Raw genomic sequence first — 14,049 nt, forward strand, 5'->3', positions numbered from 1 at the left:
AGGCCCCTATCGTCCGACACTCCACCCGCGTTACCTCAACCGATTAACCCGACAGCGGACGGACACGGCCGTACGCGGACGCGCGTTTCGCGGGGTTTACGACCGGAACGCCCCCGGATGGGTCTGCTCCCGCACCGAGATGAACTGCTGCCGCACCGCCTGCCCGACGGCCAGCTCGTCCCCGGGCTCCAGGACCTGAGCCGCCGCGCCCTGCCACACCGGCGGCGTGCGCGGGTCCAGCGTCCCCTGCGAGACGCCGAGCGCCCAGGCCGCCTGCCGCGCGGCCCCGATCGCCGCGTAGTCCGCCGGCTGCGGTACGACGACCTGTGTGCCGAACAGCATCGGCGCCGCCGCCTGCACGGCCGGCAGCTCGGCGGCCTGCCCCAGCAGGAAGATCCGCCGCACCTCCACACCCCGGCCGCGCAGCACGTCCAGCGCGTCGGCGAGCCCGCACAGCATGCCCTCGAAGGCGGCCCGCGCGAGGTGCTCGGCCCGCATCGACTCCCGGCGCAGCCCGGCCAGCGTCCCGGCGGTGTGCGGCAGGTTCGGCGTCCGCTCGCCCTCCAGGTACGGCAGCATGACCAGCCCGTGCGAGCCGGGCGTCGACTTCATCGCCAGGTCGGACAGGGCCTCCAGATCGGTGAGCCCGAGCAGCTCGGCGGTGCCGCGCAGGGCCCGTACGGCGTTGAGGGTGGTGACGACCGGCAGGTGCATGCCGGTGGCGTCGGCGAGCGAGGTGATCATCCCGGAGGTGTCGGCGAGCGCCTCGGTGTGCACGGCCATCACCGAACCCGAGGCGCCGAGCGACACCACGGCGTCCCCGAACCCGAGCCCAAGACCGAAGGCGGCGGCCATGGTCTCGCCGGTCCCCGCGGAGATCAGCAGCCCCTCCGGGGTGGTACCGGCCGCGTCGGACGGGCCGATCACGTCGGGCAGCATCGCCTGGTGCCCCAGGGCGAGTTCGACGAGATCGGGCCGGTAGCCGCCGGTGGCCGCCGACCAGTACCCGGTCCCGGAGGCCCCGCCGCGATCGGTGGTCCGTCGGACCGGCCGCCCGAGCAGCTGCCACACCAGCCAGTCGTGGGCCTGCAGCAGTACGGCGGTCCGCCGGGCGTTCTCCGGTTCGGTCTTGGCCAGCCAGCGCAGCTTGGTGACGGGCTGCGCGGCCTGCGGCACGCACCCCACGGCCTGCGCCCAGGCCTCCCGGCCGCCGAGCGCGTCGATGAGATCGGCGGCCGCCACCTGGGCGCGCTTGTCGCCGCCGACCATCGCGGGGCGGACGGTGCTGCCCTGGGCGTCCAGCGGGATCAGCGCGTTCTGCTGCGCGGACACGCCGATGGCCTGCACGCCCTCCAGGAGTCCGCCGCCGGCGGCCTCGCCGAGGGAGAGCAGCCAGGCCTGCGGGTCGACGTCACTGGGGCGCGCCGCGCCGTCCGGCGTGTCGACCGGGTGCGGTGCGTATCCCTGGCGGAGCACCGCACCCGTGTCCGTGTCGCAGACCACGATGCGAGTGAAATCGGGTGAGCTGTCCAACCCGGCGACTATCCCCATGACCGAAATTCTGCCGCACGCGCCGCTGTGGTTCGGCCGAGGGCGCCGTAGGGGTTCGCGTGGTCTTGTGGGCGCGGGGCGCGCTGTGGCTGGTCGCGCAGTTCCCCGCGCCCCTGGGGGGTGCCGCCGGGCGCGTCGAAAAGTGGACCTACGTGTTGCTGGTGCCCCAGTCGTCGCCGGCTGCGCCGTTCGTGTTGCGGTCGCGCAGGGACCGGACCCGGGCCGCGACCGAGTCGGGCATGCGGTCGCCGACCTTCTCGCTCACCGAGTGGATGGCCTTGCCGGCGTAGACGCGGCCCTGCTGGGCGGCGGTCTCCGCGGTGTTGCGGACGGCCGGGTTCTGGGCGACCTGGCGGGCGGACTTCTTCAGCTGTTCGTAGCGCTCTCGTCCGGCTCGCGTGCCGAGCACGTAACCGAGAGCGAGCCCGACGACGAACGTGAGCTTGTAGCGCATGGCGGTGCCACCCTTCCGACGTGGGGGAGTACCGATTGGCGGAGCACCCCCCTGCTTGCGCTAATGTATGTGTCGCAGCGAGCGGGCGCTTCCTGGCGAATACCCAGGTAGGTACGTTCGATGCAACGAGGCATTCCTCCGTAGCTCAATTGGCAGAGCAGCCGGCTGTTAACCGGCAGGTTACTGGTTCGAGTCCAGTCGGGGGAGCTCGGTCCTCCGTAGCTCAATTGGCAGAGCAGCCGGCTGTTAACCGGCAGGTTACTGGTTCGAGTCCAGTCGGGGGAGCATGCTGAACGAGGACCCCTGGTGGGGTCCTTTTTCATGTCCGCGGGAACCGCCGGGCCTGCACCGATGTCCTGAAGGTCGTGACTGTCCGCAGAAGCCGACCAGCCGAAGCAGGAGATCGTATGAGCGGCTATGCTGCGGCAGACGGCGCGCACACTTGTACGCGACACGCCGCTATGGGGCGGTAGCTCAGCCGGTTAGAGCAGCGGACTCATAATCCGTCGGCCGTGGGTTCGAGTCCCACCCGCCCCACCAGTCACGTGGTTTGACCTGCGGAAACGCATCTTTGGTGGCCCTGAGTAGCGACCCGGGTCCCATGGGCAGAATCCGCTGCTCACAAGTACTGTTCGAGACGTCGCGGCAGGTGTGCGGCTACCCCTGTCAAGGGGCTGACCTGCAGCGATGCAAGGCGAGTTCGTCTGCTGGAAGTTGCGCGGCAGGGCCCAGAATCAAGATTCAGTGGACGCCCAGTGGACGCGAGGAAATGGAGACGGGCCGCAGGAAGTTGCGTGACCTGGCTGGCGTCCTACTCCAGCCCTGTCTGCCGGACGCCTCTCCAACTGCCGCTCGGTTCACCGGACAAGTTGCGTTGCCTCGCGTTTCGTAGCCCGAGGTCTGCAGGGTTTGGTCGAAGTCGCTGGTCTTGGTGTCCGCGCGTGCCCCGAGCGCCGATTGCCTGACTCATGGCGTTTCCGTCATCAGCGGGCCCTGCATGCAAAGCCGGGCGCCACCGGCGGGCGTTGACGTCTGAGGGTGATCGCTTGCGCCGGTTGGCCCGTCGTCCGGGCGATGGTTTCGAAGTCGCGGTTGTAGCGGAGCAGGGCGAGTCCTGTCTCTTCGGTGGTGGCGGCCATGAGGAGGTCAACCGGGCCCGCGCTGCGGTGTTCGCCCTTCGCGGTGAGCTGTTCCTGGATCACTCGGGAACGACGGTAGACACCGTCGGGCACGGGGCACCACGCGTAGTGGGCGTCGAGTGCCGCCGTCAGGCGTGCGCGGTCCGCGGCCGAGCGGGCGGAGTAGAGGACCTCGAGTTGAGGTTTTCGGTAACCGGAGAACCCCTCCGGAAGGGATTGACCGGGCTCCCTGGTGCACGTAGACATCCATGAGGAGCGGTCCGTCTGAGTTTGGAGGCGGCAGCTCGCGGGGTCGAGGTGGTGTCCGGTACCTGTCATTGAAGTTAACCGGAAGATTCTTTACCCGTGCTCGGTCGGTTGATCGCCTGATCTTGACTGATTCCTTGCTCTGCGGTCGAAGTGCCCCTGCCATGCTCTCGATCGCCAAGGGCTTGTGATCGACTCGTCAAGTACTCGGGGGTGGCTTGTGGGGGATTCGGGGGGTAGACGTGTGCGGCCGTTGCATTTGGCGTGGCTGGCCGCGGCGGTCTTGTTGATTCAGCCTGTCGCGACGAGCGCCGCGCACACGGCCGTCGCCGACGGCCAGGACACCGGTTCCGCCAGCACGGCTTTTCTCTCGCCGGAGGCGGCCGCCTCGCAGAAAGCGGCGGTGAGCGGTTCTCCAGTCGAGGTCACCGACGACCGTACGGAGTACACGACGACGTACGCCAATCCGGACGGCACTACGTTCACGGTGGACCAGTCGACCGTGCCGGTGCGGGTGTACCAGGGCGACGGGTCGTGGGTGTCCCCGGACCCGACCCTGGAGGTCCGGTCGGACGGTACGGTCGGGCCGAAGGCGGCCTTGGTGGACCTGGCGTTCTCCAGCGGCGGTGACGGCTCGGGACTGGTGGACATCGCCCGGGGCGGCAAGTCGTTGCGGCTGGGCTGGCCGGGCGCGCTTCCGAAGCCCACGCTGGACGGCGCGAGCGCGGTCTACACCGATGTGCTTCCGGGTGTGGACTTGCGGATGACGGCGACGGCTGAGGGCTTTCGTGAGCTGCTCGTGGTGAAGAGCCCGCAGGCGGCTGCCGACCCGGAGCTGAAGAAGGTCGCGTTTTCCCTTCAGGCGGACGGGCTGACGGTGGCGCCGACGAGTGGCGGTGGGATGACCGCCGTTGACGACGACGCGCGCCCGGTCTTCGCGGCTCCGGCGGCGCTGATGTGGGACTCGCAGGGCGATACGGCTGCCTCCGGCGCGTCTGCCCAACTGGAGCGGACGGCTGCGATCACGCAGGCGAGCAGTCCGTCGCCGTCGGCGACCACGGATCCGTCCGCTGGGACGTCGGCGGATGGTACGGCGGGGCCGGGTGACGGGGACGCGTCGGCAGTGCTGCCGGTCCAGGTCAGCACCGATTCGCTGGCCGTGGTGCCGGATGCGGGCATGCTGGCGAACAGTGACAGCAACGCCTACCCGCTCTACATCGACCCCAGTGTGGGACTGGACCAGACGGCCCACACGTATCTGCGCTCGGACGGCGTCAGCGATTTCAACTGGGGCAATGGCAGCAACAACGAGGGCAAGGGCACGGGTCACTGCTCTTCGTGGAACGGCTACTACTGTGGCCCCGGCTACACCGAGCGGCTGTACTTCCAGTTCTCGCCGAGCAGCCTGGCGGGTAAGAAGGTGCTGTCGGCGACGTTCCGGGCGACCGAGAGCTGGTCGTTCACCTGTGATGCGCGCTGGGTGGACCTGGAGCGCACCAGCAACATCTCTTCGTCCACGACGTGGTCAACCCGTCCTTCGTATCTGGGGATGATGGCGAGCCGTGATGTCTCGGCGGGCCGCAGTTCCCTGTGCGATCCTTCGCAGCCGCCGGCTCCGATCGAGTTCAGCGGCTCGAGCCTCACGTCGGCGGTGGGGGACTTGGCTGCGGGCAAGTTCTCCCGGTTGACGCTGTTGCTGAAGGCACGGGACGAGACGGACACCAGCGCCTGGAAGCGGTTCCGGAATGACGCCGTGCTGTCCGTGACCTATGTGGGGCTGCCGGCGGTGCCGACCAGGGCGGGCATCGTCGAGGGCAGCGGGATCAGCTGCGAGACCAACTCTGGCGACCCGGACACGATCACCGATCCCACCCCCAGCCTGACCGCGGCGGTGTGGACGGCGACCGGCGGTGGCAGCGGCGCGAGCCTGCGCGCCCACTTCTACATCCAAAAGCAGACCACCGACGGTTGGTCGGTGGCGACCGAACCGGTTCGTCCCACCAGCGGCTATGTCGGCAACGGCGGTGTTGTCACCTACCCCTCGCCGATCACCCTGTCCGAGGGGGTCCTGTACCGCCTGGCGGTGTTCAGCCGCTCGTACTACAACGGCGGTGACGACTATCTGGAGTCGCACAGCACGGTGACCACCAAGGACTGGTGCTACTTCAAGGTGGACACCACCGCTCCGAAGGCACCCGCGGTGAGCTTCGGACAGCCCTACTCGGAGTGCACGGCCAACCTGTGCGACCCTGCCGGCGGCCCTGGGACTCCCGGCCAGTTCACCTTCTCGCCTGCCTCCGGGGACACCAACACCGCCTACGAGTACAAGCTCGCGAGCTCCGCCTCCTGGTCCAAGCCGATCTCCGGCAACAAGGTCAATGTGGCGATCACCCCGCAGGTGGCGGGCAGCCAGCAGCTTCAGGTACGGGCGCAGGACAGCGCCGGACGCTGGGGCGCGAAGGCCATCGTGAAGTTCAACGTCGCCGCGGGCCAGACGGCGATCGGTCGCTGGCACTTCGATGACGCGGCCCCGGGTTCAGGGGCGACCACGGCCGCCGACACAGCAACCGAGGGCAGCACGCGGCACCCAGCGACGCTGTACACCAGCGGCGCAGGCTGGTCCTCACTTGCACGCCGAGGCGACAGCGACCGGTCGCTGTGGCTGAACGACACCTCCGACACCACACGCCAGGCCGGATATGCGGCCACCGCCGCTCCGGTCGTCAACACCCAGTCGTCGTTCACCGTTTCGGCCTGGGCCTACCTCACGGACGAGTCCGATTTCCGCACGGTGTTGTCGGAGACTGGCAGTGACGGCTCCGGGTTCTCCCTGTATTACTCGCCGAACGTCCAGCGGTGGGTGTTCCTGTGGAACTGGTACGAGAACGGGGTGCGCAAGTACCTCGGCGCGAGCGCGGACACGGCGGGCGTACCGATGAAGGTGTGGACGCATCTGACCGGTGTGTACAACTCCAAGGACCGCACCATCTCCCTGTACGTCAACGGGCGCCTGCAGGGCTCGCCGGTGGCGCTGCCCGCCACGTCGGATGCCACGATCAGCGACGGCACCCTCCAGTTCGGGCGAGCCAGTTTCACCCCCGGCAGCTACGTGAACTACTGGCGGGGCCGGATCGACGAAGTGGCCGTCTGGCAGCGGAATCTGACGGAGCAAGAGGACGGGATCGCCACCGAGGACCAACTCCTCGACTCCAACGGCGTGCCGAGCGTGGAGCTGATGGGCGCCTGGAACCCGGACGGAGCCAGCGGCACCACGCTGGCGGACACCACCTCCGGATACGGCCGCACGCTCACGCTGTCAGGCGGTGCCTCGCTCGACGGCCAGGCACTTGTCCTGAACGGAACGGATGGCGCCGCCACAGCTCCCGGCCCACTACTCGACGACACGGCCTCGTTCACCGCCACCAGCTTGGTGGACATCGACAGCAGCGCCTTGCTCAGCAAACCGACGGGTTATACGGCTCAGGTCCTGGGGCAGCGCAGTGCGGACGGTTCCGCCTGGGGCTTCTGGTACCAGCTGACCGGAACCGATACCGATCCGGACACCGACACGACCATCCCGGTCGGCAAGTGGTACTTCGGCCGGCTCAACACCGACGGCAGTTTCGACGGCGTGGTCTCCGACGAGGCCGCGGAACTCGGCAGCCCGGTCCGGATGACCGGCACGTACGACGCCCCGTCTGGCACGATCCATTTCTACCTCGGCCCCGACGAGAACGGCGCCGAGGCCACCCATCCCTATACGGCGGTGGCAGGGTCCGGTGTCTTCGCCGCCGGTGAGGGATACGTCGGCGGATCGTGGGGCCACTACCTGCCCGGCAAGATCACCGACATCCGGATCTGGGCCGGTGCCATGGCCAACCAGCAAATCACCGACACCATCGGAGACTGACCCGCGTGACAGGTACGGGTGGGGCGGCGCAAAGCAGCCGCCCTACCCGGCCCGGCTCCCTTGTCCCCCTTGCATTTTTGATCCCTTGGCGTGCGCAGGCGGCCGGCAGCGGTCGCGGGAGGCTAGTCATGAGACCCGGCATGAATGCTCGTTGGATCGGCACTGCTCTGACCCGCGGTGTTTTGCTGCCGTGGCGTGCACCTGCACTGAGGCGGGGTGTACGGCGTCGGCGGACACCTGTTGTCGCGGCGCTGTGCATGGCGCTGGCTGTTCCGGCGGGACTTGGAGTGCCGGCGGCTCATGCTGCCGGGGGCGGCCTGGGCAAGCCGGCGCTGCCGAAGCAGCGGGTCGACAAGGTACGGAAACATCCAGGCCTGGGCGCGGAGAAGGCCCGTGCGCAGGTTGCGAGAACCAGGGCCGCCAACGCGGCCCAGGCCCAGCGCGCATATGCCCAGCAACACGCGGTCTGGCCGCACACCGCCGAGGTGACCGGGCGAATACCGGGGCAGGGCGTGGCCAAGCTGACAGCAGGAGGACTGCCGGTCACCCTTGTACCTGGGCGGGGGACCGATTCGGCGGCGGGCCAGGTTCGGGTGCGGGTTCTCGGACAGCAGCAGGCCCGGGCAGCGGGCATCAAGGGTGTGCTGCTGACGGCATCGGCCGCCGAGCCGGGCTCCGCCCAGGTGAGCGTCGACTACTCGGCGTTCGCCTCCGCCTACGGCGGTGGCTGGTCCGGTCGGCTGCGGCTGGTCCAGCTCCCGGCCTGCGTGCTGACCACGCCGCGGAAGGCCGCCTGCCAGACACAGACCCCCCTCGGCTCGCACAACAACATCAGTGCTCAGACACTGTCGGCCAAGGTCAGCCTGGGGGAGGCGAGCAGTGGCGTGGACACTGCGCGGGCCTCGCGCTCGGCGCCGCGCACGTCCCTGATGGCTGCCGGCACAACGTCGGCCACCGTGCTGGCCGTGACCGCCACCTCATCGGGGGAATCGGCCTCCGGTGCCGGCAACTACGCGGCCAGCCCCCTCTCGGCCTCCTCCAGCTGGGAAGCGGGCAGTGCTTCGGGCGGCTTCACCTGGTCCTATCCTCTGACTGCTCCGCCGGCCGCTGCGGGACCTTCGCCGCAGCTGTCGTTGTCGTACGACTCGGGGAGCGTGGACGGCAGGACGGCTTCGACGAACAACCAGGGAACGCTCGTCGGTGAGGGCTTCGGCGACGTGGCGTCCTCCTATGTCGAACGGTCCTACGCCTCGTGCGACGACGACGGCGAGAGCGGCAAGTACGACGAGTGCTGGAAGTATGACAACGCCTCGCTCGTGCTGAACGGCAAGTCCACCGAGTTGGTAAAGGACGACACCACCGGCGTCTGGCACCTGAAGGACGACGACGCCTCCACCGTCACCCACTCCACCGGCGCCGACAACGGCGACAACGACGGCGAGTACTGGACCGTCACCACCGGCGATGGCACGAAGTACGTCTTCGGCCTGAACAAGCTGCCCGGAGCGGACACCCAGCGCACCAACTCCGTCTGGACCGTGCCTGTGTTCGGCAACAACTCCGGCGAGCCCGGCTACGACCAGGGCTCCGCCTTCGCCGACCGGGCCGTCACCCAGGCCTGGCGCTGGAATCTGGACTACGTCGTGGACCTGCACGGCAACGCTATGTCGTACTGGTACACCACGGAGACCAACTACTACGGAAAGAACGGAGCGTCCACCGGCACCGCCCAGTACACGCGGGGCGGCTACCTCACCAAGATCTTCTACGGGCAGAACAAGGACACCCTGTTCGCCGGCACTGCCTCGGACGAGGTCACCTTCGGCTATGACGAGCGGTGCACCGCCACCGACTGCTCATCGCTGACCTCCTCCACCGCCTCCAGCTGGCCCGACGTCCCGTACGACTCCCTCTGCACCTCCGGCGCGGACTGCAAGGCCACCGGTCCGGCGTTCTTCACCCGCAAGCGCCTGACGAGCATCGACACCCACGCCTGGTCGGCCGTCTCCAGCGCCTACACGGACGTCGACTCCTGGGCGCTGACCCAGCAGTTCCTGGACCCGGGCGACATCGGCAACAGCACCGACCAGACCCTGGTCCTCAAGAGCATCAGGCACACGGGCAAGAACGGCACCGCGATCTCTCTGGACCCGGTTACGTTCACCTACCAGATGCGGTCGAACCGGGTCGATTCCTCCACGGACAACGTCCTGCCGCTGAACCGGCCCCGCATCCAGACCGTCACCTCCGAGGCCGGCGCCATCACCACGGTGACGCTGTCCAGTCCGGAGTGCGTACGCGGCTCGCACATGCCGTCGTCCGAGGACAACGACACGCTGAGCTGCTACCCGGTCTACTGGCACGTCAACGGCGCCACCGAGGCGACGCTGGACTGGTTCAACAAGTACCGGGTCACCGACGTCGTCACCTCCGACCCCACCGGTCTGGGCGAGACGATGGAGAACCACTACACCTACTCCGGGCCGGCCTGGCACTACAATAACGACCCGTTCACCCCGGCCAAGGAGCGCACCTGGTCCGACTGGCGCGGCTACCGCACCGTCACCACGCTGAAGGGCGCCTCCAGCGAAACCCAGTCCAGGACCGTGTCGCTGTATCTGCAGGGCATGGACGGTGACAAGCAGAAGGACGGCACGACCCGCTCGGTCTCCGTCCCCGGCATCGGCTTCACCGGCCTGAGCGTGGCCGGTCAGACGGACAGCGACCGCTTCTCGGGCTTCACTCGCGAGCAGATCACCTACAACGGGTCCACCCCGGTCACCGTCACCGTCAACGACCCCTGGTCCAGCCGCACGGCCAGCCAGCAGAAGTCGTACGCCAGCGTCGAGGCCTACTTCGTCCGCACCTACAAGACGCAGACCTCGACCTACCTGACCGCCGCTTCCGACTGGCGCACCCGCAGCCTGACCACCAGTTTTGACAGCTACGGCATGCCCGCCACCGTCTACGACGCCGGAGACACGGCCGTCACTGGCGACGAGACCTGCACCCGCACCTGGTACGCCCGCAACGACGGCTTGGGCATCAACTCCCTGGTCTCCCGCACCCGTGTCGTCGGCCGCGCCTGCTCCGCCGCCGAGACCGACCTGAGCCTGCCGGCCTCGTCGAGCACCCGCGGGGACGTGCTGTCCGATGCGGCCACGGTCTACGACTCCGCCACCGCCACCGCCTGGACCGCCTCGCAGACCCCGACTCTGGGGGACGCGAACTGGACCGGACGTGCCTCGGCCTACCCCGCCACGGCCACCAATGGTGAGCGGTACCCGACCTCCTGGCAGACCGTCGACAAGACCACGTACGACACCCTGGGCAGGCCCCTGAGCGTGACCGACGCGCTGGGCAACCCGACGACCACCGTCTACACACCGACGACGACGGGGCCGCTGACCAAGATCACGGTCACCAACGCGAAGACTCAGAAGTCCTACACCTACCTCGACTACGCCCGTGGCACTCCCGTCAAGGCCTACGACGTCAACACGAAGCTGACCGAGTCGACGTATGACGCGTTGGGCCGGGTGACCGCCGTCTGGCTGCCCAACCACCTGCGGGCCGCCGGATACGGCGCCAACTACACCTACGCCTACTCGGTCACCGCCAACGCCCCGTCCTGGGTTTCCACCTCCAGCATCCTCGGCGAAGGCATCTACAACACCAGCTACACGATCTACGACTCGCTGCTGAGACCGCTGCAGACCCAGTCCCCGACCGCGAACGGTGGCCGGCTGCTGACCGACGTCCGCTACGACAGCCGCAGCCTGGCCTACGAGACCTACGCGGATGTCTTCGACTCCACCGCCACTCCCTCCGGCAGCTACGCCCGTGCCGAATACGGTGGCGCGCCGAAGCAGACCGACACCGTCTTCGATGGAGCCGAACGCCCGACCAACAGCAGCTTCTACGTCTACGGCGTCAAGAAGCGGTCCACTTCGACGACGTACACCGGAGATTCCACCGCTACCACCGCCCTGGCCGGCGGATCCGCGGCCCGCACCATCACCGACGTCTTCGGCCGCACCACCGAGCAGCGCGAATACTCCGGTACCGACCCGGCAGACACTGCCTATGGCTCGGGCGTCGGCAGCGCCTACACCTCGACGAAGTACACCTACACCCGTGACTCCAAGCCGGACATCGTCACCGGCCCCGATGGCACCCAGTGGTCCTACACGTACGACCTGTTCGGCCGTCAGGCCTCGGCGACAGACCCGGACAAGGGCACGAGCACCACGTCGTACACCGACCTGGACCAGGTCGCCACCACCACCGACTCCCGCAAAACCACCCTCCTGTACGGCTACGACGAACTCGGCCGCAAGACCGACCAGTGGCAGACGTCCAAAACCGACGGCAACAAACTCGCCCACTGGGCCTACGACACCCTGGCCAAGGGGCAACTGGACTCGTCCACCAGCTACGTCGGAGGGGTGACCGGCACCGCCTACACCCGCAAGGTCACCGCCTACGACAGCATGTACCGGCCGACCACCACTCAGTTGGTCCTGCCCTCGACCGACGCCCTGGTCACCTCCGGCGCCGTCGCCTCCACACTGAGCCTCTCGACGTACTACAACCTCGACGGCACCCAGCAGTACATCTCCGAACCAGCCGCCGCAGGCCTGGCCGCAGAGAAGGTCGTCACCCACTACGACAGTGCCGGTCTGCCCACCGACGTCGCCGGCCTCAGCGGCTACCTGCTCGGCGCCGCCTACTCCGAAATCGGCCAGCCCCAGCAGTTCACCCTGGGCACCTCCGCGGCCGAGGGCACCAAGAAGGCCTACATCACCAACACCTGGGAGGAAGGCACCGACCGGCTCAAGCAGTCGGCCGTCACCGACCAGACCCACAACTACGAACTGCAGGAACTGAACTACGGCTACGACGACGCGGGCAACGTCACCTCCATCACAGACCCCACCACTCTCGGCGGCACCGGCAAGGCCGACGACCAGTGCTTCGCCTACGACGGTCATCAACGCCTGACCGAGGCCTGGACCCCGTCCACCGCCGACTGCTCCGCCTCCGGCCGTACCACCGCGAACCTCGGCGGTGCCGCCCCGTACTGGACCTCGTACAGCTACACCGGCGGAGGCCTGCGCTCCACGGAGACCAGCCACACCTCCGCCGGTGACACCACCAGGACGTACTGCTACGGCGACACTGCTCACCCGCACGGCCTGACCGCCACCACCGCGGCCACTTCGTGCACGGGCGTGACCGCCACGTACGCCTACGACGCGACCGGCAATACCACCGGCCGCCCCAACGGCACCGACACCCAGAGCCTCACCTGGAGCCCCGAGGGCCAACTCGACACCCTCACCGAGAAATCCAGCACCGGCACCACGAAGAGCACCACCAGTCACGTCTACGACGCCGACGGCACTCTCCTGATCCGCCGGAACGCCGGCGGAGAGACCGTCCTCTACCTCGACGACGGCACAGAGGTCCACCTCGACACCTCCACCTCGACCGCCAAGTACTGGGCCCAGCGGTACTACAACGCCGGCGGCCAGGTCATCGCTCTGCGCACCAACAAGACCGGCACCGAGAACCTCTCCTGGCTCGCATCCGACCAGCACGGCACCAGCAGCCTGGCCCTCGACGCCGCCAGCCAGGCGGTGACGAAGCGATACACCACCCCCTTCGGCGCCTCCCGCACTGGCGGTACCGGCACCTGGCCCGACGACAAGACCTTCCTTGGTAAGTCCGCCGACTCTTCCAGCAGCCTTACCTACGTCGGCGCCCGCGAATACGACCCGACGATAGGCCGTTTCCTCAGCGTCGACCCGGAACTCGACACAAGCGACAGCCAATCCCTCAACGGCTATACCTACGCCGACAACAGCCCGTTGACCCAGAGCGACCCCACGGGCCTGGAAAGCTGTGGGCTGGCTCACTACTGCTCCGGCAGTAACGGCACGTACGGCACCTATCACGAGGAAAACGACCCGGGGTCGAAGAAGTACAAGGGTTCCAGCCACTACTGCGACACGCACAAATGCGGCGGTGGTGGTGGCACCGGCAGTGCTCCGGCGAGCGACCCGGTCACGATCGCGCCGATCCCGCCGCGCCAGTTTGGAGCGGAGGCGAAACGCGCATGGCTCGACGCACTCCACATGGTCGACAAGCAAAACCGGATGACGGACTCCGGCGACATGTGGGACGCCCGCAACGGAATCCATCTGGCGAGTGAGACGTTTTGGGAGGTCTTCTGCGACGAGGCCCCCGGAGCCTGCCCCAAGAGCCGGCCCGACGCTCACAACTCCACCGACTTCGGGTATTTCCCGATGACTTCGTCGGACTCGTCGGGAGAGTCACTCAAAGACGTTGTGCGTGGTGGCCCCTCGGCGGCAGCTGCCGGAATCTGGTACAGAAATCTGCGCCCCGACGAGGATCCGGCAGAGGGATTGTTCGCCAAGAACGTCGACGGCGACTACACCATCAACGTGCAGATCGGTCAGGGGACTCGGGTGCGGACCCAGTGGATTTCGGTGACGAAGAGCTGGGATGTGATCAAGAAGTGGCGCCAGCCCGGACAACGGGTCGCTATCATCGACGGCGACAAAGTCGAGGCGCGGTTGGTCGACCTCACTACCCCGGAAAACAGGGCAAGGTACCTGCGAGGATTTCGTTCACTCAACAATGCGCAATCATCGCAAGAGGCCCTGGTTGAGAGATACATAAACCCGAACGCCATAATCGGAATGGTCGAAGATGAGGAATGA

The 14,049-nt window shown here is 67.8% G+C and carries 4 protein-coding genes, 3 tRNA genes and 1 pseudogene; 5 read left to right on the plus strand and 3 right to left on the minus strand.

The features are described from left to right. Window positions 1-96 precede the first annotated feature (96 nt). Window positions 97-1,551, minus strand: a complete 1,455-nt coding sequence (locus ACFY0K_RS06315; RefSeq protein ID WP_390638874.1) for an FGGY family carbohydrate kinase — start codon at window positions 1,549-1,551, stop codon at window positions 97-99. A 148-nt stretch (window positions 1,552-1,699) separates the two neighbouring features. Then, entirely contained in the window at window positions 1,700-2,005 is a 306-nt protein-coding gene (locus ACFY0K_RS06320) for a YtxH domain-containing protein (RefSeq protein WP_390638875.1), read from the minus strand. A gap of 134 nt (window positions 2,006-2,139) precedes the next feature. On the opposite strand from ACFY0K_RS06320, the gene ACFY0K_RS06325 reads away from it, so the two are divergent. The 3 genes from ACFY0K_RS06325 (at window position 2,140) to ACFY0K_RS06335 (ending at window position 2,545) form a co-directional block, all read left to right on the plus strand. After that, window positions 2,140-2,212, plus strand: a tRNA-Asn gene (locus tag ACFY0K_RS06325). 5 nt (window positions 2,213-2,217) lie between these two features. Further along, window positions 2,218-2,290, plus strand: a tRNA-Asn gene (locus tag ACFY0K_RS06330). Between the two features lie 178 nt (window positions 2,291-2,468). After that, a tRNA-Ile gene (locus tag ACFY0K_RS06335) sits at window positions 2,469-2,545 on the plus strand. A 443-nt stretch (window positions 2,546-2,988) separates the two neighbouring features. On the opposite strand, the pseudogene ACFY0K_RS06340 reads toward ACFY0K_RS06335, so the two are convergent. After that, window positions 2,989-3,324: pseudogene (locus ACFY0K_RS06340) on the minus strand (hypothetical protein); the annotation flags it as partial. A gap of 349 nt (window positions 3,325-3,673) precedes the next feature. Here ACFY0K_RS06340 and ACFY0K_RS06345 point away from each other — a divergent pair. Together ACFY0K_RS06345 and ACFY0K_RS06350 are read left to right on the plus strand one after the other, a co-directional pair. Next, window positions 3,674-7,300 carry a LamG-like jellyroll fold domain-containing protein gene (locus ACFY0K_RS06345; protein WP_390639446.1) on the plus strand — a complete coding sequence of 1,209 codons (3,627 nt, stop codon included), beginning with the start codon at window positions 3,674-3,676 and terminating at the stop codon, window positions 7,298-7,300. A gap of 593 nt (window positions 7,301-7,893) precedes the next feature. Then, window positions 7,894-14,049, plus strand: a complete 6,156-nt coding sequence (locus ACFY0K_RS06350; RefSeq protein ID WP_390638876.1) for an RHS repeat-associated core domain-containing protein — start codon at window positions 7,894-7,896, stop codon at window positions 14,047-14,049.

Source organism: Streptomyces sp. NPDC001507 (assembly GCF_042894765.1).
Taxonomy (GTDB): domain Bacteria; phylum Actinomycetota; class Actinomycetes; order Streptomycetales; family Streptomycetaceae; genus Streptomyces.